Below are 18,785 nucleotides of genomic sequence, written 5' to 3' on the forward strand. Positions count from 1 at the left end.
AACAGTGAACGTATGATGTCAGCTTTTCTGTATCGCTAACCGTTCGGGTAGTTGATCGTATTGATTGAGAAGGTATGGTTGGTGACGGCGTTACAAGAATGAAAACCTATCGTCGTCAATCCCTTGGGGGAGCTGTTATCAGCTAGAGGGACCACGTTTAATGGTGCGGATAAGATTCGCGACAGGGATGATTGCTGCACAAGCAAGTATATTGTTGGCGGGGTGCGACGTTGACGAAAATGTGAGCAAGCTGCTTTCCGAACGCACTGTCACCTTCCATGCAATCCTGTCTGACGATTATGTGACGTTCGGCTCGAACCGTGCATTCAATATCTTGATCCTCAAGGACAAGAACCTCGATGATCCCCTGGATGTCGACCTTGGGGTCCAAGGGACCAGATTTGTCGAAGGTGGGCATGGCAATGATCACATCCGTGCTGGCTCACAGCTTGAAGCGGTGATGTATGGCGGGCCCGGTGATGACGAAATCGTCGGCGGGCTGGAGGGAGATCTTCTTGTGGGTGATCAGGGTAAGGATACCCTGGACGCTGGTCCGGGCGATGACTATCTCGTCATTGACGAGTTTGACCGCTTTAACGGCGGGGCAGGCATGGATCGTGCGATCTATATCGGCAGTGCGGATTTCGACATCAATATTTCAAACCATGAAGTTGAAATATTCAACTCTGGCTCTGGCGATGATTTTATTCTTACGGACTTATCCAGTGAGGCCGCGATTGACGGAGGACCCGGCAGCGATCGCATTTATGGGAGTTGGGGGCACGACTGGTTAATGGGTGGCAAAGGCAAGGACTTCCTCGAGGGCGGTTTCGGTAATGACACCTACATTTTTCGCCGTGGTGACGGGCGTGACACGATTAATGATTTCTCGTTCAATCGCCGCACCGATACTGTTTACGATCTGTATTCCGATGGCTCGAAACGTAACCTTAAGAAGCGAGAGGTTCGAGTAAGGGAACACGCGGGTTATGATCGTATCCTGTTTGGCAAAGAGATCGCGCCGCGTGATTTGATTGTTCGTTTTGACGGTTTGGATCTGCTGTTTGCCATCAAGGATTTAAAGAATTTCTCTGCATCTTTCGATGATTTTGAGGACCAGATCAGACTGGTAAACTGGACCGACATTTGTGATCGTCTGGAATATCTTGAATTCAGTTCCGGTTTGACAATCGATATTGCGACACTGATTCGCGTGAACGCTGTCAGTCAGGATAGCGGCAGTTTTGATTTTGCAACGCTTGGTACATTCAAGTCGTACGGGTTTAACATGGAAGCCAAACCGAAAGGCTGTGAGCCGCGCGACGTTATTCTAAGTACCCGTCCTGTGTCACAAGAACAGCAATTTACTGATACAGCCAAATAACCTAAGCCGTTCGAGGAGCCAAACACCCACTCAACAAATACCCCCCAGTAGGCGCCTCCCAATCAACCATTTCGCCCAAGCAATAGGTGCCGGGGCGTTTGATGAGCTGGAAATTGTCATCAAGTTCTTCCCATGCAACACCGCCTGCGGTGCTGATGGCCTCTTCGATTGGGCGGGGCTTTTTGATTTTGACTTTGAGGTTCTTGATTGCAGCCGCCAGTTTGGCCGGATCGTTCTGGATGTCGCGCGGGGTGACTTCGAAAATGAGTGCGGTTTTGGTGGCATCAAGGCCAAGTGTCTTGCGCAGGTGATTGCCCAGCGAGTTCTTGCCGCGTGGTTTGGCAAGGCGGTTTGTGACGTCCTCAAGCGTGCGGTCGGGGCAGAGGTCGAGCGTCAGGGTTCCGACCCCGGTTTCAAGCCATTGATCGCGGAGTGTTGCCGAGATCGCGTAAACCGCGCTGCCTTCGATCCCGGTTTTGGAAATCACGAATTCGCCGCGTATGGTCTGGTCGCCGCAGGTCAGGGTGACGGCCTTGACGGGTGATCCCGCGCATTTGTCGATCAGATGATCCGTCCAGTCGATGTCAAAGCCGCAATTGGCCGGTTTGAACGGATTGCATTTGATACCCGCCTTGGTCAGGATTTCCATCCATTTGCCGTCCGAGCCCAATCGTTTCCAGCTTCCGCCGCCAAGGGCGAGGATGGTGATATCGGCCTGTGCCGTAACGTCGCCATCAGTTGTTTTGAAAACCGCCTGACCGGCATCGTTCCAGCCGGTCCAGTAATGGCGGTAGTGGATCACGCAACCAAGACCATCAAGGCGTCGCAACCAGGCACGCAAAAGCGGGCTTGCCTTCATCACGGTCGGGAAGACCCGGCCCGATGACCCGACAAAGGTTTCAACGCCAAGCCCCGCACACCATTCACGGATTTGATCGGGACCGAATTTGCGCAAATGCGATTCAAGGCGGGCCTGCGAGGTGCCATAGCGGGTCAGGAAAGTTTCCAGATCCTCGCCATGTGTGATGTTAAGCCCCGATTTCCCCGCCATCAGGAATTTGCGCCCGGCACTAGGCATGCCTTCATAGATCGTCACGCCGTAGCCTTCGCCCGCCAGCCGTTCGGCCGCCATCAGGCCAGCCGGACCCGCACCAATCACCATGGCGGTTTTGCCATTAGGGGTCGGTCTTGCGGAGGGCGTGGAAGGTGCGGACATGATCTGCCTTATGATGTCATGAGGGTTGGTTTGGCAGTTGTAGTGGCTTTGACGTGGCTTGGCAATTTTGTGCTGGTATATCCTGTGGCACTTGCGGTGCGAGGCCCCCGCCTGCGCGGGGGTGACGAACGGGGCGGAGTGATGAAGGGGATTTGGAATAACGAAGATGTGCAGTAGTGACAAAGAGGCGCGGGGTAATGGCGAGAGGCATAACCCAACCCGTCATGCCCGCATAGGCGGGCGCCCATAGGGGCGGACGCAATGCGGGACGATGCGGGATAATTGGCACTTTATCAGCATTCTCAACCATATATGGAATGTGGTGCCGGGGATTTGCCGCGTGATTTAGTTTATTGTGAAATATCATTTCACGAACGGGTTGATATGGGGTGAATTCAACCCTTTTTGTCGCTGTTTGCGCCAAACATTGGCAATTTATCGGTAATTCGGCTAACAAAAAATCAGAAGAGGCAAACAAACCAAAAGACGACCAACAGGAGGAAACATGCGTTCTTACGATCTGGTGAAGGGGATCGGTGCGATCACCCGTCGTTCCATGCTGGCAACCGCCCTTGGCGCGATTGCATTTGGCGCGGTGTCATTCGGACAGGGGGCGGCACAGGCCGCTGAAAAAATCAACATCGCTGCCCTGACTTTCGTTTCAAGCTCGCCGCTGTTTATTGCCAAGGAAAAGGGCTATTTCGCGGACGAAGGCCTTGATGCAGAAATTACGTTCTTCCGCGCGGCCCAGCCGGTTGCGGTGGCGATTGCTTCGGGGGATGCGGATTTTGGTGTGACGGCCTTCACCGGCGGGTTCTTTAACCTTGCGGGCAAGGGCGCGCTTAAGGTTATCGGCGCACAGCTTCATGAAGATCCGGGCTATGACGGTTCGGCCATTCTGGCCTCGAACGCCGCATATGAAGCTGGTCTGACCTCGGTCGACAAGCTTGGCGGGCACAGCTTTGCCCTGTCGCAGGTGGGGTCATCCTTCCATTACATGATCGGCAATGTGGCGGAAAAGGCCGGTGTCGACATCGAAAGCATGGAGCTTAAGCCGCTTCAGTCCGTACCGAACATGATCGGCGCGCTGAAAAGCGGTCAGGTCGACAGCATGATCATCGTCCCGCACATCGCCAAGCCGCTGGCCAATGCCGGTGCGGCGCATATCATCGGCTGGGTAAAGGATTACGTTCCCTATCAGGTAGGTGGTCTTTTCACGTCGTCGAAAAACGTTGAAGAACGTCGTGACGTGGTCGAGAAATTCGTGCGCGCCTATCAGAAAGGTGTGGCCGATTACCGTGCGGGCCTTTTGGCGACTGATGCGGATGGCAAGCTGATTGAAAGCGATACCACCAACGAAATCCTCGAGATCGTGCACAAATATGTCTATGCCGAAGACCCGGCAGAGAAGGCCTATCCGAAAATCCGTAATGGCGCGATGTTCATTACCGAGGAAGGCAAACTCAATGTCGAGGACGTCAAGGCACAGGTCAAATGGTATCAGGATCGCGGCTTTGTGTCGGATGCTGCCAATCCCGATACCTTCATCGATACCAGCTTCATCGCCCCGCTTGGCCAGTAAGCTGATGTGATTTCAAACCGGGCCGAAACAAGTGCGTTCGGCCCGGTTATCTTTTGGAAAAGCTGTTTTCCGAAATTGCCACCATCCCTGTTTCATTACCCAAAGAGTTGGCCATGCGGCTTACCATCAAAAATGTCAGCCATCGTTACGATCAGGTCGAAGCATTGCGCGACATCAACCTTGCGATTGAACCGGGCGAGGTCGTTGCCCTGATCGGGCCTTCGGGCTGTGGCAAATCAACGCTTTTATCGATCATTGGCGGGATGCTTGCGCCCAGTTCCGGCGACGTCCTGATTGATGATCAGGCCAAACCCGAAGGGTGTCTTAACCCGCTGACCTATGTCTTTCAGGATTTCGCATTGCTGCCCTGGCGTACGGTCGCAGGCAATATCAGCCTTGTGCTTGAAGACCATCCGCTGTCCAAATCCGAACGCGATGTACGGATCGAGGAAGTTCTGGCGCAAACCAATTTGTCTGATTTCAGGGATGCCTATCCAAAGCAGCTTTCAGGCGGCATGAAACAGCGTGTCGGCATTGCGCGCGCCCTTGCGGTGCGTCCGGCGGTGTTGCTGATGGACGAACCCCTTTCGGCCCTTGATGCCCAGACCCGTATTTTATTGCTTGATGAATTTTCCGATCTGTTTGCACGCACCGGCATGACGGCGGTTTATGTCACCCATAACCTGAACGAGGCGGTGCGTCTGGCCCATCGGGTGGTGGCCTTGCGTCGTCGTCCGGGCACGATCAAGGAAATCCATAGCATCGATATTCCGATCCAGGATCGCCGCGAAGGCATGCACGAACTGGTTTCCCATGAACAGGCCCTTTGGAACCTGATCCGCGACGAAGCGATTGCGGCGGACAAGGAGCTTGAAAATGTCGCGTGATATCGAAATGCAAACCGCTGAAAATACCGACAACAAGGTCCGTTTCCGTGCCACGGGCTTTAACCCCAAGGCCAACCCGGTTGCCGCATGGGCAAGCTTTTTTGTGGTGATTGCCCTTTGGCAGTTGGGATCAAGCACCGGATTTATTTCCGAACTTGCAATGCCAAGCCCGGTGGCGGTGGCCCAGGCGCTTTGGCAGCTGATTGTCTCAGGTGATTTGTGGCGTCATTTGGCGGCGTCGTTGCAGCGCCTTGCTGGCGGCTGGATCATGGGGACCGTGGCGGGTTTGATTGTCGGATTTATGGTTGGCATGTTCACATGGGCACGCTCGCCCGGTGTGGCACTTGTCTCGGCCCTGTTTCCGATCCCGAAAATCGCGCTTTTGCCGCTGTTTATCATCTGGTTTGGCATTGGCGAGCCGTCCAAATTCGCCACCATTGCCTTTGGTGTGTTTTTCCCGACGGTGATCAATACATTTGGCGGGGTTGATAACGTTCAACGTAATCTTATCCGCATGGGGCAAAGCTTTGACATGCCGATGTGGTCGGTGATCCGCAAGATCATCCTGCCCGGTGCATTGCCGACCATCCTGTCGGGCTTTCGCATTTCATCCTCGATCGCGATTATCCTTCTGATCGCAGCCGAGATGATTGGCGCGCAATACGGGATCGGGGCGCTGGTTCTTTCAGCCGGGCAACTTTACCAGACCGATCAGCTGATTGCCGGTGTATTGGTGCTTTCTGTTCTTGGATTGTGCGTATCGTGGTTGCTTGGCCGACTGGATCGCTGGTTACTGGCATGGCGATAGGAGAGTTGAAAATGACGGGAAGCTGGGAAATCCCCACCAGGGATGAATTTCCACGCATCGTTGAGATGATGGAAGACGAAGCCTTCTATGATCAAATCGCGCGCGTCCCGGATGCGGATTTGAAAGCCGCATTAAACGGATCAAAGGAGGCCGCCCTTTGGGTTTATCGGGTCGACGGGCGGGCTGTGGCCTATGCCTATTTGTTGGACCTGGCGACAGCATTGCCGAAACTTGACGAGTTTGGGGTGTTTGAACGCGGGCGCGGCTTTGGCAAGGCAGCGCTTGCCGCACTTGCAGAAAAATGCGCGCAAACGCCAAGCTATGAGAAGCTTTGGCTAAATGTCGTGGATGGCAATGAAACGGCAATGGGGCTTTATCGCAGCCTTGGTTTTGGCGAGGAACTGTTTATCGCCAAGGGCTGGAAAACCCGATCTGGAAAGGTGGTTGATCAGGTCCGTATGTGGCTGACGCTTGATCGCTTGCGCGGGCAATCAGCATAAGGTCCGCCTATCGGTGATCTGATCTGAATTGGGCGGGCGGAATGCCCGCCTTTTTTGCAAAGAAGCGTGAAAAATACCCTGCATCGCGAAAGCCAAGTTCATCGGCGATCTGTTGAACGGCGATGTCGGTATAGATCAGGGTGCGTTTGGCCTCCAGCATCAGGCGGTTTTGCAGAACCTCGCTTGCGGTCATGCCATAGATATCCTTGGCGATCCGGTTCAGCTGGGTGGTGGTGATACCAATCTCGCGGGCATAGAATTCAAGCGATTTGTGATGCTTGTAAAACCGTTCGACCAGCATCTGGAATTTGCGGAATTTGGCGGTTTTCTGTTCCTGCCGGGACAGATGGGCGGGATCGCCTTGCGGGGCAGAGCGTCCGACATCAAGCAACAGCAATCCAAGAAGATGACGAAGCGCAAAAAGCCGCCCGGTATTGTGGCTGTAATATTCCCGCACCAGCTGGGATATCAGGAAATCTACCGGTCCCGATGGCCGGGGCTGATCGGGGGGCAAATTGCTGTCCACACAGATCGTCTGATCAAGCCGGGCAAGCAGTTTCGGGGCCGGGGCCAGAATTTCCTGAAGATGATGATCGGTCAGTGAAATCACCCAGCCATCAATATCATCGCTGAACTTAAAGCCATGCACCGTGCCCGGCGGAACCGTGATCAGCTGACCGGCCTGCATTGTCAGGTTCTGGTCATCAAAGCTGATTTTTGCCGTGCCGTTGGTGATGTAAAGCAACTGGAACAGGTTGGTATGGCGGTGCGGTTTGATATGAAGATCATGCAGGCGGGATCGTTCGGGGATGCTTTCAAGATGAAAGAATTCCGGTTCGGTGATCGGTTGCTGTTCGCTGACTTCCGGCCCATCAGACCCATCGGACAGATCCCGGTCAAACCCGTCCAGCTCCGTTTGCGGACGGTTGGCATCGCGTTCGCCATACAGTTTGTAAATCGGAATGCTGTTGCGCATGGGGTTCCTGAAGCAGCTCAATCGGGATGTCCTGAAGTCTAGCCGGTTTTATGCGCGATCAAAAGCAGGCAAAAGAAAAGCCCGCCACAGTTCAATGGCGGGCTTTGATGATCTGTTATCCGGTGTCTATCCGCCCAGTATCGACGGCACAAACAGTGTCAGGATCGGCACAAAGATCAGAAGCAGAATACGAATGATCTCGGCACCAAAGAACGGCATCACGCCCCGGAAGGTCTGGCTCATCGGGACACCCTTGGCGAGTGCATTGATGATGAACACGTTCAGTCCGACCGGCGGGGTTATCAGCCCCAGCTCCACGACAATCAGTGCAAGAATACCGAACCAGATTTTAAGGTCCTCGGTCCCCATGCCATAGGCTGCGGTAGCTGCGGTTGCCCAGTCGCCACCATTGATATCAACAAGGGCAGGCCAGAAGAACGGGATCACAACCACGATCATGGAAAGACTTTCCATGAAGCAGCCCAGCAGAATCAGCGCCATCAGCATCAGAACCATGATCAGCCATGGATCAAGGCCACTGGTCGCAGCTGCTTCTGCCATATAGGCCGGAAGGTTTGCACGGCTGAAAAAGCCCTTGAGGACTTCTGCGCCCAGCAGGATGAAGAAGATCATCGAAGACGTAATCGCCGTATCCTTAAGCGACTGGCGCAGACCGGCCCATGACAGACCGCCTCTGCCGCGAAACCGCATATAGGCACCGTATACCAGGATCGCGAACACACCCACACCGGCCGCCGGGGTTGGCGTGAACAGGCCAGCCCCAAGGCCCAGAATGATTGATCCGAAAATCACCATGACCGGGATCAGACGCAGAAGGGCTTCCTTGCGTTCTGCGGCGGGCATCGGTTCGGGTTTCGGGGCCAGTGACGGATTGATGCGCACCTGAATGGCAATAACAGCCATAAAGAATACAACGGCAATCAGACCCGGAATGATCGCAGCCTGGAACATCTGAATGATCGATGCTTCCACCGTGACGGCGTAAATCACAAGTGCGACCGATGGCGGGATCAGAATGCCAAGCGTACCGCCTGCGGCCAGTGTGCCAGTTGCCAGACGCGGCGAATATTTCAACCGGTCCAGTTCAGGCAGGGCAACCTTGCCCATGGTCGAAGCTGTTGCCAGCGACGATCCGCAGACCGCACCAAAACCGGCACAGGCACCGATTGCGGCCATGGCAACACCACCCCGGAAACGACCGAGAATGGCGTTCACACCCTGGAACAGATCGCGTGACAGGTTGGCCTGACTTGCCAGATACCCCATCAGGACGAACAGCGGTACGACAGACAGTTCATAGTTCGACACAATCCCGTAGAGCAGGGATTTGAACTGCTGCAGGTAGGGATCAAACCGCAGGAACGGGAAAAACAGGCTCAGCACATAGTTGCCGCCGATACCAACACCAACCATGGCGAGGCCGACCGGAACACGCAAAGCCAGAACGAAAAAGAGAACAGCAAGGCCACCAAGGCCAATCAATTCGCGCTCAGACATCGGCCTCTCTTTCGAAAATCTGACTTCCGGCAATCGCGGCCCACAGGAACATCGAGATGATGCCCGGCACATAGAACGGCCAGATCGGCCAGCCCAGAATTGCGGAAAGGGTGTTGTCGCCACGAACCTCGATCAGGCCATTGACCATCATATAGCCAAGGAACAGCGCCAAGCCGGTCATGAGGATGCCCGAAAGCACGCTAACTGCGCGGGCAAACCAGTCCGGGAACATTTTGATGAACACGTCGACGGCAACGTGACCGTGATGTGCCTGGCAGTAGGGGAAGAACATCAGGGCAGCCGAGCTGACAATCATGCTGACGAAATCTTCATAGCCGATAATGGCGGGGAAGTTTGCGTCAAACAGCCGGGCGATCTTGTCCAGACCAAAGGCGGTAACGTTGACAATCGTTACAACGGCAATCAGCAGGGCAAGCAGGCCACCGGCAACGGCAAACCATGATGCAGCCTTGTAGAGCACGTTTTTCATATGTCTAACTTTTAGCGGGAAAAAGAGGGTCACGCGTCAATATGATACGTGACCCCACAAGATTTTCCAGTAACTTGGCGAAGTTACTTGGTATGGGTCAGAACGGCTGCTTTGGCGTCTTCGACGAGTTTTGCGCCATCAATGCCGTTGGACTTGGATTCTTCGATCCAGCGATCAACAACAGATGCAGCCGCATCATCGAAGGTTGCTTTCTCGGCAGCGGTCAGCTGAACAACCTGGCCTTTGCCCTCGTTGATCATCTTCTTGCCGACTTCCTCAACATTGTTGAAGATATCGCCAATCTCGGCTGCAAAATCACGGCCAGAGTTACGGTCGATGATTTCCTTGAGATCGTCCGGAAGGCTTTCGTAACGATCCTTGTTCATAGCAAACAGGAAGGTCGAGGTGCCGAAGCGCGAATTTGCGCCTTCGCCTTCAACAGAGAAGGAAATCAGTTCAGCCAGTTTCAGCGGCGGCACAACTTCGAACGGAACCAGACCACCGTCAACAACGCCAAGCGACAATGCCTGCGGCAGGGCCGGGACCGGCATGCCGACCGGCTCTGCGCCCCAGGATTCAATTACCCAGGAACCGGTGCGGGTCGGAGTACGCAGTTTCAGACCTTTGACATCGTCAACGGTGCGGACTTCTTTTTCCGTCAGGTGGATAGCCTGACCAGCATGGACGTGAACGGCCAGCGGGTGGATATCTTTAAGGTCTTCGGCGAATTGGTCCTTCAGGTCCCACATCGCAAGGTTGGTTGCGCGTGCGTCACCAAGGTGAACACCCGGAAGTTCAAAAACTTCGATGCGCGGGAAAACGCCCGGGGTATAACCCGGAAGCGTCCAGACGATGTCAGCAACGCCGTCACGGACCTGGCGATACAGTTCCGGCGGGTTGCCGCCAAGCGACATGGACGGGAAGATTTCAAACTTGATACGGCCGTTTGACTCTTCTTCGATTTTCTTTGCCCAGGGTTCGATCATCTTCGACTGAGCCGGTGCTTTCGGACCCAGGAAATGGTGAACGGTCAGGGTGACTTCCTGCGCGTGAGCGCCGAACGACACCATGGTCGCAACAGCTGCACCCGCCAGCAATTTGGTGATGTGTTTCATTCTTCCTCCTTTGAACGTCTTGTCGCGGTAATGATACCGACAAGCGTCTCAGCCACGATGCGCATCTAGCGTGCGAAGTTTTCCAAGAAACTTAATTATTGTTTTTATTGTTATTTTTTGAGAATGGCCTGCGTTTGACGCATTCCTGCCATACCGGATTGGAACCAATCTAATAGGCAGCAGCTGGTTATGTATAATGATATGTCCGCAAATTTACATAACCAAACGATTATGTTTCAGAGCTCGAATGGGTTGTGTGATGTTGTGTCGCTTCTTCGCGGACAGCGTTGATCAGCATCTCGACCGGCGGCGAAATCGGCGAGTCAATCCGGGTCGTCAGTCCGACCGGCCCGAAGGTGTCACTTGTATCAATCGGTAATTCAACAAGGTGGCCCTCGGCGATGTCTGATGCAACGGCCCCGTTTGAAATGATCCAGATGGCATCGGTTTCACGCGTGAAGGCGCGCCCGAACGAAGTTGAAACTGTTTCAATCCGGTCGGGAAGAGCGCCAATCCCGTGCGCAATCAGCATCTTGTCAACGGTCGGGTGAATGATCGCCTGTTTTGGCGGTACAAGAACCGTAAATTCGCGGATGCGCGTGATGTCGGGATTTTCATCGGTTAGCAGCGGGTGGCCGGGTCGCGCCACCAGCGAAATATGTTCCGAATATAAATGTATGAATGAAAGACCCGACATTTGATCGGGTTCGGCCAGACGTCCGACCACAAGATCAAGCTCTCCAACACGCAACTGCCCCATCAGCATCATGTTCGGACCGGTAACCACCTTGACCGTGGTGTCGGGGCTCAGTGACTTGAACCGTCGGATGGCATTGGGCATAACGCTTGCTGCAACTGTTGGCAGGACACCAAGGTTGATTGAAAGTCCGCCTTGCATGCGGACCTGGCTGATGCTGTCGACACCCTGACGAAGGGCTGTGACACTGGCCCCGGCATAGCGCAGGAACACCTTGCCAAAATCGGTCAGGGTTACGCCGCGCTTTGAGCGGTCAAACAAACGGGCATCAAGATGTTCCTCGAGCTCGCGGATGGTCTTGGAAACAGCAGGCTGGGTAATGGCCAGCGTATCGGCAGCCTTGACGACGCTTCGCTGACGGGCCACTTCGAGAAAACAGGTCAAATGTCTGAATTTGATGCGTTGGTCGAGCATGTGTGCCTACGTCAGGTCATTGTAGAATAATGTTATCAGATGCCTATGCATAATTATATAGTTATGCAAAATACGCAATTCCTCATTTTACATAACCAAATCCGTCTGCGAAATTGTGCGCAAATAAGCAGGGTGGAAATGACATGAGTCTTCAAGTTGCCCCGGTCAACGGGACACATATCCATTACAGTCAGTCAGGGCCGAAAAACGCGCCTGTACTGGTGTTTTCGAACTCGCTTGGAACCGATTTGCGCATCTGGGATGACGTGGTCAGTGTTCTTTCGGAACGGTTCAACATCGTTACCTATGACAAACGCGGTCACGGTCTTTCGGGCATTGGTGACGCGGAATATGATATTTCGCTGCATGCGAATGACCTGATCGGATTGCTTGATTACCTTGGTCTGGGTGAAGTGATCATTTGTGGTCTGTCTGTTGGCGGTCTGATCGCCCAGAAAGTGACCCAATTGCAGCCCGAACGTATTCGCGGCCTGATCCTGTGTGATACAGCCCCCAAACTTGGCGATTATAATGGCTGGAACACCCGGATCGAAGCCATCAAGGCCGACGGGATCGAAGTTCTGGGCGATGCAATCATCGAACGCTGGCTGTCGCCGACCTTCCGCAAGGAACACCCGCTGGAAACCGCGATGTATCGCGACATGCTGGTGCGCACAACCGAGGCTGGCTACATCGGTACCTGTGTCGCATTGCGCGACGGGGACCTGCGCGAGGCCGCAGGCAAAATTGCCGTTCCGACATTATGTATTTGTGGATCGGCCGATCTCGCGACGCCGCCCGATGTGGTGCGCGAAATGGCAACCATGATCCCCGATGCCGAATTTGAACTGATAGACGGGGTCGGGCATTTGCCATGCATTGAAACCCCGGAATTGCTGACCCGGTTGATCGACCGATTTACCAAGGAGAAGAACCTTGTCTGAGAGCCGGTATGACATTGGCATGAAAACCCGCCGATCCGTTTTGGGCGATGCACATGTGGATCGTGCATCGAAAAACATCACCGAAATCGACGAGGGCTTTCAGCGCTACATCACCGAGAATGTCTGGAACGGTGTCTGGACAAGTGACCAATTCACCAAGCGCGAACGTTCGATTGTAACCATTGCCCTGCTTGCAGGTCTTGGTCATGAGGAAGAACTCGCCATGCATATCCGTGCGACCCTCAATACCGGGGCGACGCGCGAAGACATCCGTGAAGTACTGATGCATGTTGCGGTTTATGCCGGCGTTCCCGCCGCCAATACGGCATTCCGCATTGCCAAACAAACCTATGCCGAGATCGACGCGGCATCCAAGGGAGAGTAAGCCACATGTCCACCTTTAAACCGCGTGATTGGGGATCCCACGCCCCGTTAATCGCACCGGAATATAAATCGACCATCCTGCGTGGTCCGTCCCGTTCTCCGCTCGCCATCAAGTCGGGCCTGACTGAAGGCACCGGTCCGCGCTTCGCCCCGGCGGCCGTGCGCGAGCTTGACTTCGATCTGACCAGAAATGGTGTCGTCAATGGCGAACCGCAGGGCGAACGCATTGTTGTGCATGGTCGTGTCATGGACACCGATGGCCGTCCTCAATCCAACATTCTTGTCGAAATCTGGCAGGCCAATGCTGCTGGTCGTTATGTCCACAAGGTTGACCAGCACGACGCGCCGCTTGATCCGAACTTCCGTGGTTCGGGCCGCTGCTTTACCGATGAAGACGGTAACTACAAATTCTATACCATCAAGCCGGGTGCCTATCCGTGGGGGAACCATTTCAACGCATGGCGCCCGAACCATATTCACCTGTCGCTGTTCGGGCCGGGCTTCGCCACGCGTCTTGTCACCCAGATGTATTTCCCGGGTGACCCGTTGCTTGAACTCGACCCGATCTTCCTTGGCACCGAAGATGCGCGCGCCCGCGAACGCCTGATTGCCAAATTCTCGATCGACAGGACCGAGGAGGGCTTTGCCCTTGGTTATCAGTTCGACATTGTCCTGCGTGGACGCAACGGCACCCCGATGGAGAATTAAGTCATGTCATATGGTGAAACCCCCTCACAGACGGTTGGTCCGTATTTCGCCTATGGTCTGACAGCAGGCCAGTATGGTTACGACTTTACCGATATTGCCGATCCGGTTGTTGCCGGCCAGGACGCCAAGGGCGAGCATATCCGCATCACCGGCACGGTGTTTGATGCCAATGGCGCACCGGTCAATGACGCGATGATCGAAATCTGGCAGGCCGATGCCGATGGCAATTACAGTGAAAAGCCGATTGATGTTGCGGATACCGGTTTCCGTGGTCTTGGCCGTTGCGGCACGGGAACGGATGCCAAAAACCGTTTCTGGTTTGACACGGTAAAGCCCGGTGTCGTTGCCGATGCCGAAGCACCGTTCGTCAATGTGATCGTTTTCATGCGAGGCATGCTGGTTCATGCCTTTACCCGGTTCTATTTCGACGATGAAGCTGAGCTGAATGCAAAAGACCCTGTCTTGCAGTCGGTTCCCGCAGATCGTCGCGACACCCTGATTGCCAAGCGTGTCGAAACCTCGACCGGGATTGAATACCAGATCGATATCCACATGCAGGGGGACGCGGAAACCGTGTTCTTCGACGTGTAAGTCGATCTGGCGCGATGGCTGCGTCCGCTGCTTTGGGGAAAGCCGGCGGTCGCAGCCATCGACCCAATTTTCCAACGCAAAGGGGCAAGGCCCTGCGTTTGTTCTGTTTTGGTTAGATACCACAGGAGTTAGCCGTGGTTGCACGTTTCATGTCGCTTAAAGAGGCAGTCGCGTCCTGCGTTAAGGATGGCGATACCATCTCGATGGAAGGCTTCACCCATCTTATTCCGCACGCTGCCGGACACGAGATCATCCGTCAGGGCATCAAGGACCTGACCCTGATCCGTATGACGCCCGATATGATCTATGATCAGCTGATTGGTGCGGGCTGTGCCAAGAAGCTTGTCTTCTCCTGGGGTGGGAACCCTGGTGTCGGTTCGCTGCATCGTCTGCGCGAAGCCGTTCAGGAACACTGGCCGCACAAGCTTGAGATCGAAGAACACTCCCACGCGGCCATGGCCAATGCCTATGACGCCGGTGCGGCTGGTCTGCCCTGTGCAGTGTTCAAGGGCTATCGCGGGGCAGAACTGCCGCGTGTGAACCCGAATATCAAATTCATCAAATGCCCGTTCACCGGCGAAAGCCTTGCGGCGGTGCCGTCGATCCGTCCGGATGTGACTGTGGTCCACGCTCAGAAAGCCAACAAAAAGGGCGATGTCCTGTTTGAAGGTATTGTCGGTGTTCAGAAAGAAGCCGTTCTGGCAGCCAAGAAATCCATCGTGACAGTCGAAGAGATCGTTGATGATTTCGGTGATATTTCGTCGAATGCTGTGATGCTGCCGAACTGGGCAGTGACCGCGATTGTTGAAATCCCGGGTGGGGCGCATCCGTCCTACGCCCAAGGCTACTACAAGCGCGACAACGCGTTTTACAAGGCATGGGATCCGATTGCGCGTGATCGCGAAGCGTTCCTCGCATGGATCGAAGAACATGTCATGAATGGCGGTCCCGAAGATTTCGCGGCCAAGCGTGAAGCAAACAAAGGCTAAGCGGAGAAAAGATCATGGTTGAATATACCCCGACTGAAATGATGACGGTATCCGCTGCACGCGCGCTGAAAAACGACGATGTGTGCTTTGTTGGTATCGGAATGCCATCTGCGGCCTGCAATCTGGCCCGTCTGACCCACGCCCCTGACATCACCCTGATTTATGAAAGTGGCACGATTGGCACCAAGCCCGATGTCCTGCCGCTGTCGATTGGTGATGGCGAACTTTGCGAAACGGCTTTGAACACGGTTCCGGTGCCGGAAATGTTCCGTTACTGGCTGCAGGGCGGCAAGATTTCGGTTGGTTTCCTTGGTGCCGCCCAGCTTGACAAGTTTGGTAACATCAACACCACCGTGATTGGTGATTACGACAACCCCAAAGTCCGTCTTCCGGGCGGTGGCGGTGCGCCGGAAATCGCAACCAGCTGTGGCGAAGTCTTCCTTGTGATGAAACAAAGCAAGCGTGGTTTTGTTGAAAAGATCGATTTCGTGACCTCGCTTGGTCATGGCAAGGGTGGCGATGACCGCGCATCCTATGGCGTGGATACCAAGGGTCCGTCGCGTTTGATCACGGATCTTTGCATCATGGAACCGCACCCGGTTGGTAAGCAGTTCGTTGTGACCTCGATCCATCCGGGCGTAACCCGCGAAGAAATCATCGAAAATACCGGCTGGACAGTTGAGTTTGCCGACAAAGTCGCGGAAACTGCGATCCCGACCGAAAAAGAATTGCAGGTTCTGCGTGAACTGCATGCTCGTACCGCCAAGGCCCATGCGGGCCAGCAGTAAGAGCATTAACAAGGATCTTAGAAATGGCTGACGCATATATTTGCGATTACATCCGTACCCCGATTGGCCGCTTTGGTGGCAGCCTGTCACAGGTACGTGCCGACGATCTTGGTGCCGTGCCGCTCAAGGCGCTGGTTGACCGTAATCCGGGTCTGGATTTTGCCGCTGTTGACGACGTCATTTTTGGCTGTGCCAACCAGGCCGGTGAGGACAACCGTAACGTTGCGCGTATGTCTTCGCTTCTGGCAGGTCTTCCGGAAACCGTGACCGGCACCACGGTCAACCGTCTGTGCGGTTCGGGCATGGATGCAATCATCATTGCCGCACGCGCGATCAAGGCCGGTGAAGCAGATCTGATGATTGCCGGTGGTGTTGAAAGCATGTCACGTGCGCCGTTCGTGATGCCCAAGGCAACCTCGGCATTCTCGCGCAATGCGGAAATCTATGACACCACCATTGGCTGGCGCTTCGTCAACCCGGTGATGAAGAAACAGTATGGCGTGGATTCCATGCCTGAAACCGGCGAAAACGTTGCCGAGGATTTCAGCGTTTCGCGTGCTGATCAGGATGCCTTTGCTGTGCGTTCGCAGGAAAAAGCCGTTGCTGCCCAGCAGAACGGAACCCTGGCACAGGAAATCACCCCGGTCACCATTCCCCAGCGCAAAGGCGATCCGGTTGTCGTGGATAAAGACGAACATCCGCGCGCAGGCACCACGATTGAAACCCTTGCCAAACTGCCGACCCCGTTCCGCGAAGGCGGTTCGGTCACGGCCGGTAACGCATCGGGTGTCAATGACGGGGCGGCTGCCCTGATCATCGCGTCCGAAGCCGCAGTCAAAAAATATGGTCTGAAACCGATTGCCAAGGTTGTTGGCGGTGCGACCGCGGGTGTTGCCCCGCGTATCATGGGCTTTGGCCCGGCACCGGCTTCGAAAAAGCTTCTGGCACGTCTGGGCTGGACCACTGAACAGCTTGATGTGATCGAACTGAACGAAGCATTTGCATCGCAGGGTCTTGCGACCCTTCGCGATCTTGGCATTGCCGATGATGATGCACGCGTGAACCCGAATGGTGGTGCGATTGCCCTTGGCCATCCTCTGGGCATGTCGGGTGCACGTATTGCCGGTACCGCGGCCCTTCAGCTGAAGCGTACCGGTGGCAAATACGCACTGGCAACCATGTGCATCGGTGTCGGTCAGGGTATTGCGATCGCACTTGAAGCTGTCTGAGGCTGCGGGCGTTTTGCCGATCTTTTGAAAGATGCCCCTGTGCCGCTTGTCGGGCAGGGGCTTCTTTTTTGCGTTATTGACCAAACAGGTTGGCAGCGCGACACTATCGATCTGATTTTACACCTGTTTAACCCGGTGGATTACCCCTGATGACCATTTCGCCTTTTGATTCCGCCCTGCTTGGGGATCTGTTTTCCGACCCGGAAATTGCGGCCCTGTTTGATGACAAGGCACAGATTGCCTCGATGCTTCTGGTTGAATCTGCTCTTGCCGCCGCCGAGGCGCGCGCAGGCGTCATTCCTGAACAAAGTGCGGTCCGCATTGCCGAAGTGTGTCGGGACTTCAATCCCGATCCGGCATCGCTTGCGGCAGGGACAGCAAGTGCAGGTGTGCCGGTGCCGGCATTGGTCAAGGCATTGAAAGCCGAAATTGGTGGCGAAGATGCGCGGTTCGCACATTTCGGGGCAACCAGTCAGGATGTGGTGGATACCGCCCTTGTTTTGCGTCTGCGCGAGGCCATTGGCATCATTCGTCGGCGTATCCGCAAACTGGCAAAGTCCCTTGGCGCACATGCGGATGCGCATCGGGCAACAGTGATGATCGGGCGTACCCGATCCCAGCAGGCGGTACCAACGACCTTTGGCCTTAAGGCCGCAGGGTGGCTTGCGCCTTTGGCGCGTATTGATCGCCGGATTGAAAGCCTGTCTTCGGATTTGCTGCGCCTGTCCTTTGGCGGGGCGGCGGGAACGCTTGCCTCTATCGGGGCAAAGGCCATCGATGTTGAAAGCAACCTTGCCGAGGAACTTGATCTTCCGGTTGCCGATATGCCCTGGCATGCGCAGCGCGATGTGCTGGTTGATTTTGCCAGTCAGTTAACAGCGTTAACCGGTGCGCTTGGCAAGATGGGGCAGGACCTTGTTTTGCTGGCTCAGTCGGAAATTGCCGAAGTGCAGCCGGGCAAGGGCGGCGGGTCGTCAACCATGCCCCATAAATCCAACCCGGTGCAGGCCGAAATGCTGGTGACTCTGGCACGTTTCAATGCCGGGCAGCTTGGCGTTTTCAGCCAGTCGCAATTGCATGACCATGAACGGTGCGGGTCAAGCTGGCTTCTGGAATGGCTGACCTTGCCGCAGATCATTATTGCGGCGGGGACGGCACTGGCGCAGGCGGTTGATATGGTGCCGGACCTTAAAATCAACACCAACCGCATGACTGAAAACCTTGAACTGTCGCGCGGTGCCATGCTGGCCGAGGCCGCGACATTTGCCCTTGCCGATCATCTTGGTCGGGATGCTGCGGACAAGCTGGTCAAGGAAGCGATTGCCAAATCAGCGGCAAACGGATCAAACCTGTTTGACGAATTACCCGGTCTGACCGATGCGCCGGTTGATTGGGCACATGTGCGCAGTCCGGCCAATTATGTCGGGCAGTCCGACCTGTTTATTGATCGGGTTCTAGGGGCGGCAAAGCGCGGATTTCGGGAATAAACAGACATGAAAAAGGCT

The 18,785-nt window shown here is 55.0% G+C and carries 19 protein-coding genes; 13 read left to right on the forward strand and 6 right to left on the reverse strand.

Going from position 1 to position 18,785, the window contains the following annotated elements:
• The first annotated feature begins 241 nt into the window (after positions 1 to 241).
• On the forward strand, positions 242 to 1,384 hold the full coding sequence (locus TH30_RS06365; RefSeq protein ID WP_181850167.1) for a calcium-binding protein: 1,143 nt from the start codon (positions 242 to 244) through the stop codon (positions 1,382 to 1,384).
• Position 1,385: 1 nt separating this feature from the next.
• On the opposite strand, the gene TH30_RS06370 is transcribed toward TH30_RS06365, so the two are convergent.
• Positions 1,386 to 2,600, reverse strand: coding sequence for a TIGR03862 family flavoprotein (locus tag TH30_RS06370; protein WP_114097261.1), 1,215 nt, complete (start codon positions 2,598 to 2,600; stop codon positions 1,386 to 1,388).
• Between the two features lie 505 nt (positions 2,601 to 3,105).
• On the opposite strand from TH30_RS06370, the gene TH30_RS06375 reads away from it, so the two are divergent.
• The 4 genes from TH30_RS06375 to TH30_RS06390 all read left to right on the forward strand — a co-directional run bounded on the left by TH30_RS06375 (position 3,106) and on the right by TH30_RS06390 (position 6,377).
• On the forward strand, positions 3,106 to 4,182 hold the full coding sequence (locus TH30_RS06375; RefSeq protein ID WP_114097262.1) for an ABC transporter substrate-binding protein: 1,077 nt from the start codon (positions 3,106 to 3,108) through the stop codon (positions 4,180 to 4,182).
• Positions 4,183 to 4,295: 113 nt separating this feature from the next.
• Entirely contained in the window at positions 4,296 to 5,069 is a 774-nt protein-coding gene (locus tag TH30_RS06380) for an ABC transporter ATP-binding protein (protein ID WP_114097513.1), read from the forward strand.
• Positions 5,059 to 5,877 (forward strand): ABC transporter permease, encoded by an 819-nt coding sequence (locus tag TH30_RS06385; protein ID WP_181850168.1) that lies wholly within the window; start codon positions 5,059 to 5,061, stop codon positions 5,875 to 5,877. Before TH30_RS06380 ends, TH30_RS06385 begins: the two co-directional genes overlap by 11 nt.
• Before the next feature lie 11 nt (positions 5,878 to 5,888).
• Positions 5,889 to 6,377 (forward strand): GNAT family N-acetyltransferase, encoded by a 489-nt coding sequence (locus tag TH30_RS06390; RefSeq protein WP_181850169.1) that lies wholly within the window; start codon positions 5,889 to 5,891, stop codon positions 6,375 to 6,377.
• Positions 6,378 to 6,384: 7 nt separating this feature from the next.
• Here the strand turns inward: TH30_RS06390 and TH30_RS06395 are convergent, their stop codons facing one another.
• From TH30_RS06395 to pcaQ, 5 genes are all read right to left on the reverse strand, one after another.
• Entirely contained in the window at positions 6,385 to 7,353 is a 969-nt protein-coding gene (locus TH30_RS06395) for a helix-turn-helix domain-containing protein (protein ID WP_114097264.1), read from the reverse strand.
• A 126-nt stretch (positions 7,354 to 7,479) separates the two neighbouring features.
• Positions 7,480 to 8,871: a TRAP transporter large permease gene (locus TH30_RS06400; protein WP_114097265.1), complete on the reverse strand. Its 1,392-nt coding sequence runs from the start codon at positions 8,869 to 8,871 to the stop codon at positions 7,480 to 7,482.
• On the reverse strand, positions 8,864 to 9,361 hold the full coding sequence (locus TH30_RS06405; protein ID WP_114097266.1) for a TRAP transporter small permease: 498 nt from the start codon (positions 9,359 to 9,361) through the stop codon (positions 8,864 to 8,866). The genes TH30_RS06400 and TH30_RS06405 overlap by 8 nt, the downstream gene beginning before the upstream one ends.
• Positions 9,362 to 9,444: 83 nt before the next feature.
• Positions 9,445 to 10,476 (reverse strand): TRAP transporter substrate-binding protein, encoded by a 1,032-nt coding sequence (locus tag TH30_RS06410; RefSeq protein WP_114097267.1) that lies wholly within the window; start codon positions 10,474 to 10,476, stop codon positions 9,445 to 9,447.
• A gap of 229 nt (positions 10,477 to 10,705) precedes the next feature.
• Positions 10,706 to 11,647: a pca operon transcription factor PcaQ gene (gene pcaQ, locus TH30_RS06415; protein ID WP_114097268.1), complete on the reverse strand. Its 942-nt coding sequence runs from the start codon at positions 11,645 to 11,647 to the stop codon at positions 10,706 to 10,708.
• A gap of 143 nt (positions 11,648 to 11,790) precedes the next feature.
• Between pcaQ and pcaD the strand changes: the two genes are divergently transcribed.
• The 8 genes from pcaD to pcaB all read left to right on the forward strand — a co-directional run bounded on the left by pcaD (position 11,791) and on the right by pcaB (position 18,767).
• Positions 11,791 to 12,591 carry a 3-oxoadipate enol-lactonase gene (pcaD, locus tag TH30_RS06420; protein ID WP_114097269.1) on the forward strand — a complete coding sequence of 267 codons (801 nt, stop codon included), beginning with the start codon at positions 11,791 to 11,793 and terminating at the stop codon, positions 12,589 to 12,591.
• Positions 12,584 to 12,976, forward strand: a complete 393-nt coding sequence (gene pcaC, locus TH30_RS06425) for a 4-carboxymuconolactone decarboxylase (protein WP_114097270.1) — start codon at positions 12,584 to 12,586, stop codon at positions 12,974 to 12,976. The genes pcaD and pcaC overlap by 8 nt, the downstream gene beginning before the upstream one ends.
• A gap of 5 nt (positions 12,977 to 12,981) precedes the next feature.
• Positions 12,982 to 13,683 carry a protocatechuate 3,4-dioxygenase subunit beta gene (pcaH, locus tag TH30_RS06430; RefSeq protein ID WP_114097271.1) on the forward strand — a complete coding sequence of 234 codons (702 nt, stop codon included), beginning with the start codon at positions 12,982 to 12,984 and terminating at the stop codon, positions 13,681 to 13,683.
• A gap of 3 nt (positions 13,684 to 13,686) precedes the next feature.
• Positions 13,687 to 14,274, forward strand: coding sequence for a protocatechuate 3,4-dioxygenase subunit alpha (gene pcaG, locus TH30_RS06435; RefSeq protein ID WP_114097272.1), 588 nt, complete (start codon positions 13,687 to 13,689; stop codon positions 14,272 to 14,274).
• Between the two features lie 134 nt (positions 14,275 to 14,408).
• The gene (locus TH30_RS06440) at positions 14,409 to 15,263 is read left to right on the forward strand and encodes a CoA transferase subunit A (RefSeq protein ID WP_114097273.1); all 855 of its coding nucleotides are present in this window, start codon (positions 14,409 to 14,411) and stop codon (positions 15,261 to 15,263) included.
• 14 nt (positions 15,264 to 15,277) lie between these two features.
• Positions 15,278 to 16,051, forward strand: coding sequence for a CoA-transferase subunit beta (locus TH30_RS06445; RefSeq protein WP_114097274.1), 774 nt, complete (start codon positions 15,278 to 15,280; stop codon positions 16,049 to 16,051).
• A 23-nt stretch (positions 16,052 to 16,074) separates the two neighbouring features.
• Positions 16,075 to 17,280, forward strand: coding sequence for a 3-oxoadipyl-CoA thiolase (pcaF, locus tag TH30_RS06450; RefSeq protein WP_114097275.1), 1,206 nt, complete (start codon positions 16,075 to 16,077; stop codon positions 17,278 to 17,280).
• 149 nt (positions 17,281 to 17,429) lie between these two features.
• A complete protein-coding gene (gene pcaB / locus TH30_RS06455) occupies positions 17,430 to 18,767 on the forward strand; it encodes a 3-carboxy-cis,cis-muconate cycloisomerase (RefSeq protein ID WP_114097276.1) in 1,338 nt (445 codons plus the stop codon).
• The last annotated feature ends 18 nt before the right edge of the window (positions 18,768 to 18,785 follow it).

It is taken from the genome of Thalassospira profundimaris (assembly GCF_003326795.1).
Taxonomy (GTDB): Bacteria; Pseudomonadota; Alphaproteobacteria; order Rhodospirillales; family Thalassospiraceae; genus Thalassospira; species Thalassospira profundimaris_C.